This window comes from Prosthecodimorpha hirschii (assembly GCF_001305515.1).
Classification (GTDB): domain Bacteria; phylum Pseudomonadota; class Alphaproteobacteria; order Rhizobiales; family Ancalomicrobiaceae; genus Prosthecodimorpha; species Prosthecodimorpha hirschii.
Genome location: NZ_LJYW01000001.1, coordinates 1,123,205 through 1,139,569 on the forward strand (window position 1 = coordinate 1,123,205; position 16,365 = coordinate 1,139,569).

Below are 16,365 nucleotides of genomic sequence, written 5' to 3' on the forward strand. Positions count from 1 at the left end.
CGGGCCCCCCGGGCGAAGGATTCCGAAACGGCGATCGAGGTGCAGCCCGATCCGACGGCCGTCGCGCAGCCGGACATGCCGCCGGCCGCACCCCCGACCCTGCCGGTTCCGGCCGCAGCCGTGACGATGCCAGCCGAAGCGGTGGTGCCGCCGGCCAAGGCCGTCGAAGCCGGCCCGACGATCGGCCCGGCCGCCGGCCTCGCCCTGCATCTGCCGATCCCGCGGGTCGGCAGCTTCGCGGCGCGCACGGTCGCCGATGTGGTCGACCGGGCTTCGCACGCGGCCGCCGCGCGGCTGACCGCCGGCCTGTCGCCCGCCGCCCTGACGCTGGCCGCCCTCGACTGGAGCCTGCATCTGGCCTCCTCGCCGGGCAAGACCATGAGCCTGGTCGAGTCCGCCTGGCGCAAGCAGGCCGAATTCGGCCGCTTCGCGCTCGGCTGCGCCCTCGGCCGCAGCGACCAGCAGGCCTGCATCGAACCCGCACCGCAGGACCGCCGCTTCGCCTCGGCGGATTGGCGCGCGCCGCCCTACAGCCTCGCCGCCCAGGCCTTCCTGCTGACCGAACAATGGTGGAAGGAGGCGACCACCGGCGTGCGCGGCGTGTCCGCCCATCACGAGCGGGTCGCGGAATTCGCCGCGCGCCAACTGCTCGACATGATGGCGCCGTCGAACTTCCCGGCGTCCAATCCGGACGTGATCCGTCACACGATCGAGGAAGGCGGCGCCAATCTCAAGCGCGGGATGGAGAATTTCGCCGACGACGTCGCCCGCGCGATCGGCGGCCAGCCGCCGTCGGGCACCGAGGCCTTCACGCCGGGCCGCACCGTGGCGGTCACGCCCGGCAAGGTCATCTTCCGCAACCGGCTGATCGAGTTGATCCAGTACGAACCCAGCACCGCGACGGTCCGGCCGGAGCCGATCCTGATCGTGCCGGCCTGGATCATGAAATACTACATCCTCGACCTGTCGCCGGAGAACTCGATGGTCCGGCATCTGGTCGACGCCGGCTTCACCGTGTTCATGATCTCCTGGAAGAACCCGACCGAGGAGGATCGCGACCTCGGCTTCGAGGACTACCGCACGCTCGGCATCGAGGCCGCGCTCGACGCGATCGAGGCGGTGATGCCGGGCCGGCGCGTGCATGCGACCGGATACTGCATCGGCGGCACGCTGCTGGCGACCGCCGCCGCGGCCGAACCGGCCAATGGCCGCGGGCGCTTCGCCAGCCATACCTTCCTGGCCGCGCAGACCGACTTCCACGAAGCCGGCGAGCTGACGCTGTTCATCGACGAGAGCCAGCTCGCCTTCCTGGAAGACATGATGTGGGAGCGCGGCTTCCTCGACACCAAGCAGATGGCCGGCGCGTTCCAGATGCTGCGCTCGAACGATCTGGTCTGGTCGCGCATGGTGCGGGAATACATGCTCGGCGATCGGCCGGCCTTCAACGACCTGATGGCCTGGAACGCCGACGCCACCCGCATGCCGTTCCGCATGCATACGGAATATCTGAAGGGCCTGTTCCTGCACAACGATCTGGCCGAGGGCCGACATCGGGTCGACGGCCGGGCCGTGGCGCTCGAGGACATCAAGGTTCCGATCTTCGCGGTCGGCACCGAGACCGACCACGTCGCGCCCTGGCGCTCGGTCTACAAGATCGGTCTCCTGACCGATACCGAGGTCACCTTCCTGCTGACCAGCGGCGGCCACAATGCCGGCATCGTGTCCGAGCCCGGCCATGTCGGGCGCGGCGGCCGGCGGCACTATCGGATGGCCACCAAGAGCCGCGACGACATCTATGCCGAGCCCGACCGCTGGCTGGAGGAGACACCGACGGCCGAAGGCTCCTGGTGGCCGGCCTGGTTCGCCTGGCTGGCAGCCCGCTCGGGCGAGCCGGTGCCGCCGCCGCCGATGGGTCCGGCACTGGCCGCGGCGCCCGGCAGCTACGTGCACGGCGAGTGATACAATACCGACGGTCATGGAATGATCGTCGGCATTCGATACGCGAATTTCTCATGCCTCTGACGCCTATGAGAATTTCGCGTTGCTTCAACGGCCCGACGCGTCAGCATCCTGGGACGTTGGTATTGCGCAGGCGACCGGCCGCGACGCCGGCCCGGCCCGCTGAAGCCGTCACGGATGTCTTCGTCCTTTCATGGGCTCGAGGCATTCCACGGCCCTGTCCCGACCGTCATGCCCGATGACGGTCGGTCCATCCCCGGCACGGTCCAGACCAGACGGAGCCCCATGCCCGACCTCGCCAATCTTCGTGCCCTGGTGATCGGTATCGCCAACGACAAATCGATCGCCACCGGCTGCGCCCGCGCGCTCGCCCAGGCCGGAGCCCGGCTGGCGGTCACCTATCTCAACGACAAGGCCAAACCCTTCGTCGAACCGGTCGCCCGCGAACTCGGCGCCGAACTGCTGCTGCCGCTCGACGTGGAGGCCGCCGATCAGCCCGAGGCGCTGCTCGCCGAGATCGCCCGGATCTGGGGCGGGCTCGACGTGATCGTGCATTCGGTCGCCTTCGCGCCGCGCGACGACCTGCACGGGCCGGTCACGCGATCGACCCGCGAAGGCTTCGCCCGGGCCATGGACGTGTCCTGCCATTCGTTCCTGCGCCTGCTCGGCGCCGCCGTGCCGCTGATGCCGAACGGCGGGGCTGCGATGACGGTGAGCTACTACGGAGCCGAAAAGGCGGTCGCCCATTACGGCATCATGGGCCCCGTCAAGGCGGCCCTCGAAGCCGCCGTCCGCTATGCGGCGGTCGAACTGGGACCGCAGGGCATCTCCGTCAACGCCCTATCGCCCGGCCCCCTGGCGACCCGGGCGGCGAGCGGCATCGACCATTTCGGCGACCTGATGCAGCGCGCCGCCGAAGTGGCTCCGGAAGGTCGTCTGGTGACCATCGACGAGGTCGGCGCGCTCGCCGCCTTCCTGGCCAGCCGACCGGCCCGGGCGATCACCGGCGAGGTGATCCATGTCGATGCCGGCTACAACGTGGTGGGGTGACAGAGTGATCGAGAACCGGACCTATGAGGAGATCGCCGTCGGCGACCAGGCGAGCCTGACCCGCCTGCTCACCGTCGAGGACATCCAACTGTTCGCGCTCGTCTCGGGCGACATGAACCCTGCCCATCTCGACGCGGACTACGCTGCGGAGAGCCGTTTCCACCACGTCATCGCCCATGGCATGTGGAGCGGCGCGCTGATCTCCGCCCTGCTCGGCACGCGCCTGCCCGGGCCCGGCACGATCTATCTGGGACAGTCGCTATCCTTCACGGCGCCGGTCTCGCTCGGCGATTCCGTGACGGTCAGCGTCACCGTGGTGGAGAAGACCGACGCGCACCGGCACCTCCGGCTCGCCTGCCGGGGCGTCAACCAGGACGGCGTCGAAGTGGTCACCGGCGAGGCCCTGGTGATGGCGCCGCGCGACAAAGTCCGGCGCCCCGCCCCCGACCTGCCGGCCGTCTATCTGCGCCATCGCGGCATCGACCGTCTGGTCTTCGACAATGCCGCCTTCATGCTGTCGCTGGCGCCCTATCGCCCGGTCGCCGAATAGGCTCCGCGTCGGCCGGCCCGGTGGCTCGCTCGAGCCGCCGGACCGGAAGTGTCCTGGACCGTCCGATCCGACACCGGCGGCCGGCAACGGTCAGATCGCGACCCTGAGCTCAGTGGCCCTGAGGTCAGTGGCCTTGAGGTCAGCGGCCCTCAGGTCAGCGACCGGTGCCCGGCCACTTGCCGAACAGGCTGGTCATGTTCTTGCCGGCCTCCTCGGCCATCTTCATGGCCTGGCGGTTGTAGTCGGTCATCAGGCCCTGGATATATTCCATCTGCAACTGGGCGAGATCGGCCGGGCTCTTGGCCTGGGTGATCGCGCGCGCGATCTCCATGTCCTTCTTCACGCGCTCTTCCAGGAAGGCGACGCTCTCCTTCGAGATGGTGCGGACCCGGTCGAGCATCTCGGTATTCGCCGTCGGGCCCGAGGTCGCCATCAGGCGGCTCCACCAGGCATTGACGTCCTTGCTCCAGTCCGGCGTCGGCCAGCCTTCGAACGGATTGTTGGTCTTGCTCACGTGAACGTCCTCCCGCATTTCGGTCGCCAAGTCTGGCCAACAAATGGCATCGGCGCAATGCGATAGAGGTCGTACGTCGCAAGACGCAGCGAAACGGCCGCCGGGATCGCGCCGGCGGCCGTTCGACAGGGATGAATCGGGATCACCGGGCTCAGAAGTTGCACTTCACCGCCGGCTTGACCATGAACTTGCCGGTGATCGGGTTGTAGACCGCCTTCTTGCCGACGACGCAGGCCTTGCCGTCGAGCTTGCCGTCGTCATAGATCTCCTTGCCGTTCTGGTTGTAGATGCTGAACCGATATTTGCCCGGCGCCGCCGAGGCCGCACCGGAGAACGAGACGACGGCGAGGGAGGCGATCGCAAGAGCGATAACATTGCGCGACATGTCTTCAGTTCCTTCTCAATGGGGTTTGATCCAAGACGAGACGGACGAGCGATATCGTCTTCGTCTTTATCGTCGGCGAGGGTTCGTTCGCTTTGAAGAACCATTCGTTGTTTTGAGAAGTAACAATGTTTCGCTGAATGTCGGCTGAACTCGCTGTCAGAAACCGGACGGAAACATCACGTCGATGTGAAACGGTCGCGCGCTGTTTCGCGCGGAACTGACATGCGCTCCGGACCGCCGCCGCACTCGACTTCGACCAAGCGACGGCTTGGCCCGGCCGGCCAGCAGGGGTACAAGTCGCGCAGGCATTGCCGGCCCCGCGCCGTCGCCAGAACGGGTTCCCGCCGGACGGCTCCTGTCGGCCGCGGCAGCCCGCGCCAGCCGTAAACGTCAGGCCGGAACCGTCGGCAAGGACCGGTGTTCCGTCCGAGAGGGGAGCCTCCCATGACCGTCCAATCGCCGCCGCCCTATGTGCACATGCCGCTCTTCCCGCTCGCCAAGGACGAGACGCCCTATCGCAAGCTGACCGGCGAGCATGTCTCGGTCGAGCGGATCGGCGGTCGCGAGGTGCTGACGGTCGCGCGCGAGGGCCTGCGTCTGCTCGCCGAGGCGGCGATGTCCGACATCAACCATCTGCTGCGCCCCGGCCATCTGGCGCAATTGGCGAAGATCCTCGACGATCCGGAGGCGACCGACAACGACCGCTTCGTCGCCTACGATCTCCTGAAGAACGCCAACATCGCCGCCGGCGGCGTGCTGCCCATGTGCCAGGATACCGGCACGGCGATCGTGATGGGCAAGAAGGGCCGGCGGGTCTGGACCGAGGGCGACGACGAGAGCGCGCTCGCCGAGGGCATCCGCGACGCCTATCTGCGCAAGAACCTGCGCTATTCGCAGCTCTCCCCGATCTCGATGTTCGAGGAGAAGAACACCCGCAACAATCTCCCGGCGCAGATCGACATCTATGCCGAGGGCGAGGACGCCTACAAGTTCCTGTTCGTCGCCAAGGGCGGCGGCTCGGCCAACAAGACCTTCCTCTACCAGGCGACGCCGTCGGTCCTGACCGAGGACCGGCTGATCGCCTTCCTGAAGGAGAAGATCCTGACGCTCGGCACCGCCGCCTGCCCGCCCTACCATCTGGCGGTGGTGATCGGCGGCACCTCGGCGGAGCTGAACCTGAAGACCGTCAAGCTCGCCTCGGTGCGCTATCTGGACGGCCTGCCGACGCAAGGCTCGGAAGCCGGCCACGCCTTCCGCGACCTGGAGATGGAAGCCAAGATCCACAAGCTGACCCAGTCGCTCGGCGTCGGCGCCCAGTTCGGCGGCAAGTATTTCTGCCACGACGTGCGCGTCATCCGTCTGCCGCGCCACGGCGCCTCGCTGCCGATCGGGCTCGGCGTCTCCTGCTCGGCCGACCGTCAGGCGATGGGCAAGATCACCCGCGACGGCATCTATCTGGAGGAACTGGAGCACAATCCGGCGCGCTTCATGCCCGACATCGACGAGAGCCGGCTCGGCGGCGACGTGGTGCGCGTCGACCTCAACCGGCCGATGGCCGACATCCTGGCCGAACTCAGCCGCCACCCGATCAAGACCCGCCTGTCGCTGACCGGCCCGCTGATCGTCGCCCGCGACCTCGCCCACGCCAAGATCCGCGAGCGGCTCGATCGCGGCGACGGTATGCCGGACTATTTCAAGAACCACCCGGTCTACTATGCCGGCCCGGCCAAGACGCCCGAGGGCTATGCCTCCGGCTCGTTCGGCCCGACCACGGCCGGGCGCATGGACAGCTATGTCGACCAGTTCCAGTCCTTCGGCGGCTCGATGGTGATGCTCGCCAAGGGCAACCGGTCGGCCGCGGTGCGCGAGGCCTGCAAGCGCCACGGCGGCTTCTATCTCGGCTCGATCGGCGGTCCGGCGGCGCGCCTGGCGCAGGACTGCATCAAGCATGTCGAGGTGCTCGAATATCCGGAACTCGGCATGGAGGCGATCTGGAAGATCGACGTGGTCGATTTCCCGGCCTTCATCGTCACCGACGACAAGGGCAACGACTTCTTCCAGGAACTCAATCTCGGCTGACCTGCCGGGACTGAGGCAGGGCCGCGGGGACCAGAACCGCGGCCCGGGCCCGGACCGGAAACAGGACGACCTCGATCACGTTCGAGGTCGCCCGGCCGGTCCGACGCATGCTCCCTGGCGCCGCATGACGGCAAAACGGAGCATCTGCCATGGGTTCAGCATCCAGTCTTCGCGCCGCGGCGGCGACCGTCGCCGTGGTCTCCTGTCTGGCGGTATCCGCCGCGACGGCCGGCGCGACGGACACGTCCGGCACGATCCCGAACGCAAGTCCGGTCGGTCTCCGTCGATTCACGGTGACCTCTCCGCCGGCAGGTCGCCCCCTCGAGGCCGTGGTCTGGTATCCGAGCACCGGAGGCCCGACGCGCCTCGCCGGTGACAATCCCATCTTCGTGGGCGAGCCTGCCGCCATCGACGCGCCGATTTCCCCGGGATCGCATCGGCTCGTCCTGGTCTCGCATGGGCATGGCGGCAATCTCTTCAACCAGGCCTGGCTCGCCTCCACGCTGGCCCGTGCCGGCTATGTGGTCGCCGCCGCCAATCATCCCGGCACGACCTCGACCGACATGCGCCCGGCTCTCGGCGCCGATCTCGGCGAACGGCGGCGGGATCTCGCCCGCCTGGTCGCCTGGCTCGCCGCCGAACCGGAATGGTCGCGGGCCGTCGACGCGCGTCGCGTCGCCCTGATCGGCCACTCGCTCGGCGGTTGGACCGTCATGGCGGCGGCGGGGGCCCGCGTCGACCTGACCCGGTTCCGGGCCGATTGCCGCGATCATCCCGATCTGATCGCCTGCCGGATCGACCGGGACTTGCCCATCGTGTTCGATGCCGAGGCCACATCGACACCGGCCCTGCCCGCGGTTGCGGCGGTCGTCACGCTCGATCTTGGGCTCGCCCGGAGTTTCGACCCGGCGAGCCTCGCCGCCTTCGCTCCCCCGACCTTGGTGATCGCAGCCGGAACCTACGGACCGGACATGGATGCGACGCTGGAAAGCGGCTACCTCGCGGACAATCTGCCGCGAGGCCGCACCAAGTCCGTGAGCCTCGAAGGCGCCGCCCATTTCAGCTTCCTCGGCCGATGCAAACCAGGCGCCGCCGAACGGCTCGATGCGGGCATCCCCGCGCAGGGGCCGCTTTGCCAGGATGGCGGCGCCGATCGGGCCTCCGTCCATGCGCGCGCCCGCAGCCTGGTTGTCGACTGGCTGGACCGTCATTTCGGCGACTGATTCCGACGGTCATGGAATGATCGTCGGTATTCGATACGCGAATTTCTCATGCCTCTGACGCAAATGAGAAATTCGCGTTGCTTCAACAGCCCGATGCGTCAGCATCCTGGGCCGTCGGCATGAGACTGTTCCCTCCTGCGCCAGTCGGTCGGGCTCATGCCGGTCACTCGGCGAAACTCGCGGTTGAAGTTCGACTTGGTCAGGAAGCCGCTGTCGAACATCACCGCGGTGACCGGCAAGTCCGTCTGGTCGAGCAGGCGACAGGCCTCGGCGATCCGATAGTCGTTGAGGAACTGGGAAATGTTCAAGCCACGACTGCGGTTGACGGCCGCCGAGATTCGGCGCGCCGGGACGCCGCTCCGCCGGGCGAGGCGGTCGAGGGTCAAGTCGGTGTCGGCGAAAAGGCGCCGGTTCCGGATCACCTCGTCGAGGGCACGGACAATGGCATCGTCATCGACGCCGCCGTCCGGAATGTCCGGTTCGCCACCGGCTGCGTCAGCGGCGGACCTCGGCTCTGCCGTGGCCGCATCAGGCGCCCCGGCGGCCTCCGCCGCGGGGCTTGCCCGATCGAGGGTCGCGCTGGCGACCGCGGCCCCCACCGTCAGCAGACTGTCGGCTGCGGCCACGATCATCGGCGCGGCCAGGCCTTCGCCGAAGCCCAGGTCGAGCGCGATGGCGAGATCCACCAGCCCGGACAGTCCCAGGGCGGCCGCAGCGACCAGGCCGGCGCTCCGCACGGAAGCGCTGTCCTCCAGCCGCACCCCCTCGATGCCATCGGCGTTGCGCCGGAGACGCCAGGCGAGAGCGGCGCCGTAGCCAAGGAAACTCAAGGCCAGCAAGGCGTCGACCGGCACGGGGATCGGCCTGCGGACCGCGACGGCCGCCACCATCAGGGCGACGGGCGCGCCGTGGGCCAGCAGGCGCAGGCCGCGAACGGGACCGCCGGCGAAGGCGAACCAGGCGAGCGGCGGCAATGCCATGGCCATGATCGGGCGCAGGATCCGAACGGCGAGCCAATCCGTCTGCCAGCGCAGCCCCACCAAGATCAGGAGCACGATCGCCGCGCCGGTGAAGAGCATAGCCGGGCGAAAAGGATCCCGCCGGTCCGGCGCCAGTGCCATGCGGGCGAGCAGCACGGACAGCATCAGGGCAGCGACATAGGGGACGGGAATCGCGAGCATGGCGCAAGGTCATTGAGGACTTCGAGCCGTCGTGATGACGCCGGGCACGCCTCGATGCAAGGTCGCAAGCCGCAAGAGCGCGGCCCCCTCGCCCGCGGTTCCGACTGCCCGTGTCAGGCCTCAGCCGTCCTCCAGGCGCCGGCCCGGTTGGAATGCGCCGCGTCTCCGAGGCGCGCCCCACGGGGAGCTAGCCCTGGTGCTGGTGGCGCTTGCGAGCGAATTGCGCCACGGTCCGCCGGGCCTCGGCGGGATCGACGCGCGCGTAGTCCTCGCGCTCGAAGCGGGCATGGGCATCGGAAAAGCCGAGGCGCCGGCGCCGCATCTTGGTGACGATCTCGAAGGTCTGCGGCGACACGTCGAGACCGCGCAACAGCTTGATGGCGCCGCCGGCGTCGGAGCGGACCAGCACCTTGAGGACCGACAATTCGTCGATGTCGGCGACATGGGCCAGAACCGCGGCCAGATCGTTGCACCGGTCATGGCCGGCGAGATCGGCGACGACCGCATCCACGGACAGGCGACCCGCCTTGATCTGGGCCAGGATCGCGGCCATGTCCATCAGGTGCGGCGGCGTGACCGGAGCCGGCGGCGCCGCGGCGGGGCTCGGCTGAGGCGCCGGCCGATTGGCAATCCGGCCGCGCAGCCGCTTGGCGACCAGCATGACCAGATGCTCGGCATCGGCCTCCGGCAGATCCGAGCGCCGCGTCAGCGCCACGCACAATTCGTCGTCGGTGTCGGCTTTCGCCAGCAATTCGCGCAGGACCCGGGGCGATATCTGCGCAGCGGGATTGGCGGCCACGGCGCGCCATACGGCCATGTCGCCGCGTTCGAACAGGAGATCGGTCACCGCCGTCGTCAACGGCGAGCGCACCGCGATCGCCGCGAGATGCGCGTTGGACAGACGGCCGGCCCAATCCTTCAGCGTGTCCTCGTCGAGCGCCGGATTGGCCGCGAGCACGGGTACCGCGACCTCCGGGATGTCCTCGCACAAAGCGTGCAGCAGCGGCGCCGGCAGATGTTCGCAGGGGGCGACGACGGCGGCCAGTTCGGCGCGGGTGTGGGGATCGACCTTGGCCAGGAGCTGCAGGGTGATGTCGGCGAACAGCGCGACCTCGACCGCGCTCGGCTGGCGATCCGTGAAAACGCACTGCGTCAGCAGGCGAAGCAGTTCGCCGCGGCTGGTCCCATCGGCCTCGAGGGCAATGTCCTGCAATCGTTTAAGTACCGTCACCCTTGCCCCCCTTGGCGGTTATCCGGTGCCCGACGGTTGCGCGCCTTACTGTTATTCCAAAATCTAAGATAAGGCTTAACAACGGCGCCCGGACCCGGCCCGGCGTTGCGGCCTCCGGTCGCTACCGCCAAGCCCATGCTGCGGCGCAGCGTGGCCCGACAGATACAGAACACAGTAAATTGACGGATCGGCGCAATCCCGCCACGGGTTCGGCTTGCCTTGCCGGGGGCATGTCAACAATATGGCAATCCTATGCCGCTGGACTCGTCTCATCGGACGTCCGGGCGTGTGTCGGATTTTGAACCGAGAGAGGTCGGTATGCGCGCAGCAAAGCTGTTGGCGGGGGCGGGTTTTGTTGGCCTTGTGGCTGGCACCCTGACCTACGGTGCCATGGCAGAATACAATCCGGGAATCGAGATCCGCTATGACGCCACCGGCCGCGCGGTCGAAGGGCCGGGCATCACGGTTCCGGGACCGGGTTCGAGCGGCGCCTACGGCCGCAACTATACGCCGATCCCGCGCGAGGTCGTGGATTACAAGCCCGGCGGCCGTGCCGGCGACATCGTGATCAACACCGCCGAGCGTCGTCTCTATCTGATCCTCGGCAGCGGCAAGGCCCTGCGCTACGGCATCGGCGTAGGCCGGCCCGGCTTCACCTGGGGCGGCAATCAGACGGTCACCCGCAAGGCCGAATGGCCCGGCTGGACCCCGCCGCCGCAGATGCGCCAGCGCGTTCCCAACCTGCCGGCCTTCATGCCCGGCGGTCCGGACAATCCGCTCGGCGCCCGCGCGCTCTATCTCGGCTCGACCTTCTACCGCATTCACGGCTCGAACGAGCCTTGGACGATCGGCCAGGCGGTCTCCTCGGGCTGCTTCCGCATGACCAACGACGACGTGACCGATCTCTACGAGCGCGTCCGCGTCGGTGCCCACGTCTCCGTCATTCACTGACGGCACGACGACCGCTTCTGAGAAGGCCGGCGGACGCCGTTCCGCCGGCCTTTTCGTATGCGGGAGCCGCGGCGCCTGTCGTCGGGCGGGCGTGGGCCCGCCGGCGGGATGCCGGCCTGACTGCGGGGCTCGCCCGTCGGCGGCCTGCTCGCCCGCCTGCGGGATGATGGCCCGCCAAACGGTCTCGCGCGGCGTGCTACCGGCGCGGTTCCCGGCTCAGGCCCTTCGCTTCCAGTTCGGCGAGATATTCGCCCCAGATGCGATCGCGCTCGCGGCCGAGCTTGGCCAGATAGTCCCAGCCATAGATGCCGCTCGAATGCATGTCGTCGAAGCTCAGCCGGACCGCGTAGTTGCCGACCGGCTCGACGGCCAGGATCTGAACCGCCGACTTGCCCGGAACCGTCTTGCGCTCGGCCGGGGAATGCCCCTGAACCTCGGCCGACGGGCTGGTGACGCGCAGATACTCGGCCGAGAGCACGTGGCTCTCGCCGCCTTCGAAACTGACCGTCAGCGTGCGGCGGTCCTTGGCGAGGCGCAGTTCGGTCGGCCAGGGCGTTGTCGCGGTCATGGGGCCTGGGTCCTTTCGGCGGGGCGTCGATCAGCCCGGTTCGGCCGGACATACGGCGCCGCTCAGCCGCCGGCAAGCCCCGCCGGGCATGGGGCACTGTCCGGCCGGCTCCGCGACCGCAAGGGGCATGGTATTCCAGCCCTGCCATGCCATATAACAGCCTCGGGAGTGAGCCGGAGGGCAGCATGAATTCCGCCAGCGCGGGTGTCGCGAACCGCACGCCATTGATCGACCCGTTCGGGCGGGCGATTTCCTATCTGCGCGTCTCGGTCACCGACCGCTGCGACTTCCGTTGTGTCTATTGCATGGCCGAGGACATGACCTTCCTGCCCAAGCGGGATGTGCTCAGCCTCGAGGAACTGGACCGGCTCTGCTCCGCCTTCGTGGCGCGCGGCACGCGCAAGATCCGGCTGACCGGCGGCGAGCCGCTGGTGCGCAAGGACATCATGACGCTGTTCCGCTCCCTGTCGCGGCACCTGGAGTCGGGCGCGATGGAGGAGCTGACCGTGACCACCAACGGCTCGCAGCTCGCCCGCTATGCTGGCGACCTGAAGGCCTGCGGGGTGGAACGGATCAACGTGTCGGTCGACACCCTCGATCCGGTCAAGTTCAAGGCGATCACGCGCTGGGGCGACCTGGCCAAGGTCAAGGCCGGCATCGAGGCCGCGCTGGCGGCGGGGCTGAAGATCAAGATCAACGCCGTGGCGCTGAAGGGCGTCAACGAGCACGAGATCGACGACATGATCCGCTGGGCGCATGCCGACGGCATGGATCTGACCCTGATCGAGACCATGCCGCTCGGCGACATCGACGGCGACCGCACCGACCAGTATCTGCCGCTGTCGCAGGTCCGCGCCGATCTGATGGACCGCTGGACGCTGCAGGACATCGACTACCAGACCGGCGGTCCGGCGCGCTATGTGCGCGTCGCGGAGACCGGCGGCCGGATCGGCTTCATCACGCCGCTGACGCATAATTTCTGCGAGAGCTGCAATCGCGTGCGCGTCACCTGCACCGGCACGCTCTACATGTGCCTCGGCCAGGAGGATGCCGCCGACCTGCGCCTGCCGCTGCGCCAGTCGGAAAGCGACGCGCCGCTGCACGCCGCCATCGACGAGGCGATCGGCCGCAAGCCGAAGGGCCACGATTTCATCATCGACCGTCGGCAGGCCAAGCCGGCCGTCTCCCGGCACATGAGCGTCACCGGCGGCTGAAGCCCGCTCGGCGGCTGAAAGCCGCCCGCGATCGCAAGCCGCCCGGCGCCTGCCGGTCGATGCGCTCTCCGGCTATCGCATGCGCAAAGGCCCGGTCTCGCGACCGGGCCTTTGTCTTTGTCTGGAACTCGATCGTCGGATCAGAAGCCGATGCCGAAGCCACCGCGACGGCCGAGGCCGATGCCGATCGAGATCGGCGGGCCGCTATATTGCGGCTGCGGGGGCGGCGGCGGGGCGGCCGCCGGGGCCGGGGCGACGCGACGGGCGACCGGCGGCGGCGCAGCCTCCTCGTTGACGCGGCGGACCACGACCTTGCGTGCCGGCGTCGTCTCTTCGGCGCGCGGCGTCTTCGGCTTCACCACCGTGGTGGTCTTTTCCTTGACCGGCTGGACCTTCGCCTTGGCCGGCTGGGACTGACCGTCGTCGTCGGTCAGCTTGGCGACCACGCCCTTCTTGCCCTTGGCCGGCGCCTTGCCGTCGGCGCCCGAATCGGTCGGCTGGACATTGGCGACCGGGGGCGGCGCGGCGGTGTTCGTCGTCACGGGCTGCGTCACGGTCGGAACCGGGGCGAGCGCGACGGGGACCGGAGTGGTGACGGTGGCCGGGGTGGTCAGGGCAACCGGGTTCGGGGTCACGATCGTGGCTGGCGTGGTGGCCGAGGTCACCGGCGCGACGGACAGGACCGGGCCGGCATCGTTGCGGGTCGCACTCGGCGCCAAGGCGAGTTGCAGGCACGGGCCGGTGGTCACGCCGACGCGGCTGACGGTGCTGCCGAGCAGCGCCGCGGCAATGCGGTCGTCGTCGCCGCTGCGTTCGATCCCGAAGTCCGGCGCGGCCGATGCGAGCACGATGCGCGTGCCGTCGGCGAAGCGTCCGTCGATCGCACCGGACCGATAGCCGTAGTCGGCCAGAACGGCCTGGAGGACGCGCATCCGGTCCGGATCGCTGGTCGGGCGGCCGTCGGCGGTGGTCTTCGGGGTACGGGTGCAGAAGCGCGCCTCGGTGTCGCCGAGGCCGGCCTGCAGACGCCAGGTCAGCTTGGCCTCGACCGGAGCCCCCGGCTTCAGCTGGGCCAGCTTGGCCAGGCACACCGCCCCGCCCTGCATGGCGTAGCAGTTCCAGGCGTCGGAGGCGCGCAGGAAGGTGCCGGCATTGGCCGGCAGGTCGATCATCACCGCCACGCGGCGGTCATCGGTGGCCGGGCGATGGGTCTCGGAGACGAGGCTGATCTCGCATTCCGCATCCTTGCGGCAGGCCTGCGCCTGGGTCAGGCGCACGTCGATCATCGGCTCGGAGGCATGCGGCAGGGACGCGGTCGCCGCGCCCGAAACGCTGGCGGCGGCATTGCGCACCTCGAGCCCCTGGCCCTCGCGGATCAGGCATTCGCGCGTCGTCAGGCGGCGGGCATCCTCGCGATAGCCCTGGGCGTCGCGCACGCGCCGCAGCGTCTCGCGCAGGTCGGCGCGCATCATCTCGGCGGTCTTGCCGGCGCCCGGGTCGCGCTCCGCCGCCAGTTCCTGCTCGATGACCTTCTTCTGCAGGTCCTCGGCGCGGGCGGTGGTGCGGGAAATGAACTGCTCGGCTTCGACCACGAGCCAGTCGCGGTCCTTCATGCAGACCGGCCCGCCCGGCAGCGGCGGCAATTCGGCGATCACGATGCGCCCGGCGCCCGCGCCGGCCGATTGCGCGGCTGCAGGTCCGGCGACGAGAGCGGTGCCGGCCAGAAGCGCGGCGGCGAGGGCGCCGTGCCGGGCGAAGGCCGCGGCCGTGCGGATATCCAACGAGGTCGCGCCCCGGTCGGTGGTCATGACGATGCCTCCTTTCCGCCGCGCTGCGGTTCGGGCTCCGCTCGCGCGGTCGCCGCAATCGCTGCGGATACATTCATGATAGTGCTTACTGACCTGAAGCTGAACCCACCCTGAACGAGAGGGTCGAGCCGAAAGGCGGCAAAGTCGTGGCCGCCGCGCGGCAACCGCCCCGGGAGGTCCGATGATCGCCGTCATATTCGAGGTCTTCCCCGCCGAAGGCCAGCGCCAGCGCTACCTGGAGATCGCCGCCGCGCTGCGCGCCGATCTGGAAGCCGCCGACGGCTTCGTGTCGGTCGAGCGGTTCGAAAGCCTGACCACCCCGGGCAAGCTGCTGTCGGTCTCCTTCTGGCGCGACGAGGCCGCGGTGGCCGCCTGGCGCTGCCGCGACCGGCATCGCTCGGCGCAGGCGGCCGGGCGCAGCGGCATATTCTCCGGATACCGCCTGCGGGTGGCGGCGGTGCTGCGCGACTACGGCATGGACGAACGGGCGGAAGCGCCCGCCGACAGCTTGGTGGCGCTCGGATGAGCGCGGGCGCTCGGATGACCGTCGGAACGGCAGCACGATTGCCCAATGCATAGCCACATCCCGCGCCGGGGCGTTGCCGAGCCGGGTCCGGGCGTCTAGATCAGAGATCATCGGTCATTGTGCCGAGCCGCGATCCCATGCCCTGCCGCACCGGCGGGGCCGCCCTCCCCCGCCCCCTCGACCGGACCCGCCATGCCCGCCGCCCCGCGCGACAATGCTCGCGGCATCCTGGCCATGAATGCCGCCTCGGTGGCCTTCATCGTCGGTGATTCGATCGTGAAGGCCGTCTCGACGGCGATGCCGCTCGGCCAGATCATGGTCCTGCGCGGCGCCGTGGCGAGCGCCCTGCTGGTCGCCCTGTGCCTATGGACCGGCGCCTTCGCGGCCTGGCGGACGCTGTTCCACCCGACCCTCGGCTACCGGCTGGTCGGCGAGATCGGCGCCACGCTGCTCTATGTGACCGCGCTGATGTACATGCCGCTCGGCAATGCGACCGCCATCTTCCAGGTGACCCCGCTCGCGATCACGGCGGCGGCCGCGCTGTTCCTGGGCGAGACGGTCGGCTGGCGGCGCTGGACGGCGATCCTGGTCGGCTTCGGCGGCGTGCTGATCATCATCCGGCCGGGCTTTGCGGGTTTCGACCGCTCCGCCTTCCTGGTGCTCGGCGCCGTCTTCTTCGTCGTGCTGCGCGATCTGGCCACCTCGCAGATGCCGGCCGGCGTGCCGACCCCGCTGGCGGTGCTCAACACCGCCTCGGCCGTAATGATCACCGGCTTCGTGCTGATCCCCTTCGAGGGCATCTTCTCGCGCTACACGGAATGGCAGCCGGTGTCCGATCGCCATGCCGGGCTGCTCGCCCTGGCCGGCTGCGTGCTGGTGCTCGGCTACATGCTGCTGACCTTCGCCATGCGGGTCGGCGACATGTCGGTGGTCGCGCCGTTCCGCTATGCGCTGCTGATCTGGTCCTTCCTCGCCGGCCTCATTTTCTTCGGCGACGTGCCCGACCGCTGGACCCTGCTCGGCGCCGCGATCGTGGTCATGACCGGCATCTACAGCTTCCAGCGCGAGCGCCTGCGCGCGCGTGCCCAGCGCGCCGCCGCCTCCGGGCCCGTCCCGTGAGCGCGCC

The 16,365-nt window shown here is 69.1% G+C and carries 15 protein-coding genes; 9 read left to right on the forward strand and 6 right to left on the reverse strand.

The genetic code is table 11. The features are described 5' to 3' along the window. The first annotated feature begins 75 nt into the window (after window positions 1-75). The 3 genes from ABB55_RS04865 (at window position 76) to ABB55_RS04875 (ending at window position 3,559) form a co-directional block, all read left to right on the forward strand. Window positions 76-1,959 (forward strand): PHA/PHB synthase family protein, encoded by a 1,884-nt coding sequence (locus ABB55_RS04865; protein ID WP_420848245.1) that lies wholly within the window; start codon window positions 76-78, stop codon window positions 1,957-1,959. Between the two features lie 285 nt (window positions 1,960-2,244). Continuing rightward, window positions 2,245-3,009: an enoyl-ACP reductase FabI gene (gene fabI, locus ABB55_RS04870; RefSeq protein ID WP_054357807.1), complete on the forward strand. Its 765-nt coding sequence runs from the start codon at window positions 2,245-2,247 to the stop codon at window positions 3,007-3,009. Further along, window positions 2,984-3,559 carry a MaoC/PaaZ C-terminal domain-containing protein gene (locus ABB55_RS04875; RefSeq protein WP_083464055.1) on the forward strand — a complete coding sequence of 192 codons (576 nt, stop codon included), beginning with the start codon at window positions 2,984-2,986 and terminating at the stop codon, window positions 3,557-3,559. The genes fabI and ABB55_RS04875 overlap by 26 nt, the downstream gene beginning before the upstream one ends. A gap of 154 nt (window positions 3,560-3,713) precedes the next feature. On the opposite strand, the gene ABB55_RS04880 is transcribed toward ABB55_RS04875, so the two are convergent. Together ABB55_RS04880 and ABB55_RS04885 are read right to left on the reverse strand one after the other, a co-directional pair. Beyond that, window positions 3,714-4,073, reverse strand: a complete 360-nt coding sequence (locus ABB55_RS04880; RefSeq protein WP_160321163.1) for a phasin family protein — start codon at window positions 4,071-4,073, stop codon at window positions 3,714-3,716. Between the two features lie 151 nt (window positions 4,074-4,224). Then, window positions 4,225-4,458, reverse strand: a complete 234-nt coding sequence (locus ABB55_RS04885; protein WP_054357810.1) for a hypothetical protein — start codon at window positions 4,456-4,458, stop codon at window positions 4,225-4,227. A gap of 477 nt (window positions 4,459-4,935) precedes the next feature. Here ABB55_RS04885 and ABB55_RS04890 point away from each other — a divergent pair, with 477 nt between their 5' ends. Both ABB55_RS04890 and ABB55_RS04895 read left to right on the forward strand, forming a co-directional pair. Continuing rightward, window positions 4,936-6,537, forward strand: a complete 1,602-nt coding sequence (locus tag ABB55_RS04890; RefSeq protein WP_054361845.1) for a fumarate hydratase — start codon at window positions 4,936-4,938, stop codon at window positions 6,535-6,537. A gap of 149 nt (window positions 6,538-6,686) precedes the next feature. Then, window positions 6,687-7,760, forward strand: coding sequence for an alpha/beta hydrolase family protein (locus ABB55_RS04895; protein WP_054357811.1), 1,074 nt, complete (start codon window positions 6,687-6,689; stop codon window positions 7,758-7,760). Window positions 7,761-7,858: 98 nt separating this feature from the next. Here the strand turns inward: ABB55_RS04895 and ABB55_RS04900 are convergent, their stop codons facing one another. Together ABB55_RS04900 and ABB55_RS04905 are read right to left on the reverse strand one after the other, a co-directional pair. Next, window positions 7,859-8,941: a helix-turn-helix domain-containing protein gene (locus ABB55_RS04900; RefSeq protein ID WP_054357812.1), complete on the reverse strand. Its 1,083-nt coding sequence runs from the start codon at window positions 8,939-8,941 to the stop codon at window positions 7,859-7,861. A 187-nt stretch (window positions 8,942-9,128) separates the two neighbouring features. Further along, window positions 9,129-10,172, reverse strand: coding sequence for a DUF2336 domain-containing protein (locus ABB55_RS04905; protein WP_083463357.1), 1,044 nt, complete (start codon window positions 10,170-10,172; stop codon window positions 9,129-9,131). Window positions 10,173-10,562: 390 nt separating this feature from the next. Here ABB55_RS04905 and ABB55_RS04910 point away from each other — a divergent pair, with 390 nt between their 5' ends. Further along, entirely contained in the window at window positions 10,563-11,123 is a 561-nt protein-coding gene (locus ABB55_RS04910) for a L,D-transpeptidase (RefSeq protein ID WP_083463358.1), read from the forward strand. A 196-nt stretch (window positions 11,124-11,319) separates the two neighbouring features. Here the strand turns inward: ABB55_RS04910 and ABB55_RS04915 are convergent, their stop codons facing one another. After that, window positions 11,320-11,691, reverse strand: coding sequence for a gamma-butyrobetaine hydroxylase family protein (locus ABB55_RS04915; protein WP_054357814.1), 372 nt, complete (start codon window positions 11,689-11,691; stop codon window positions 11,320-11,322). 185 nt (window positions 11,692-11,876) lie between these two features. Between ABB55_RS04915 and moaA the strand changes: the two genes are divergently transcribed. Further along, complete coding sequence (gene moaA, locus ABB55_RS04920) at window positions 11,877-12,905, forward strand: GTP 3',8-cyclase MoaA (RefSeq protein ID WP_054357815.1); 1,029 nt, start codon at window positions 11,877-11,879, stop codon at window positions 12,903-12,905. A 140-nt stretch (window positions 12,906-13,045) separates the two neighbouring features. Here the strand turns inward: moaA and ABB55_RS04925 are convergent, their stop codons facing one another. Next, window positions 13,046-14,713, reverse strand: coding sequence for a hypothetical protein (locus tag ABB55_RS04925; protein ID WP_054357816.1), 1,668 nt, complete (start codon window positions 14,711-14,713; stop codon window positions 13,046-13,048). 181 nt (window positions 14,714-14,894) lie between these two features. Here ABB55_RS04925 and ABB55_RS04930 point away from each other — a divergent pair, with 181 nt between their 5' ends. Together ABB55_RS04930 and ABB55_RS04935 are read left to right on the forward strand one after the other, a co-directional pair. Beyond that, a complete protein-coding gene (locus ABB55_RS04930) occupies window positions 14,895-15,239 on the forward strand; it encodes an antibiotic biosynthesis monooxygenase family protein (protein WP_054357817.1) in 345 nt (114 codons plus the stop codon). A 192-nt stretch (window positions 15,240-15,431) separates the two neighbouring features. Continuing rightward, a complete protein-coding gene (locus ABB55_RS04935) occupies window positions 15,432-16,358 on the forward strand; it encodes a DMT family transporter (RefSeq protein WP_054357818.1) in 927 nt (308 codons plus the stop codon). The last annotated feature ends 7 nt before the right edge of the window (window positions 16,359-16,365 follow it).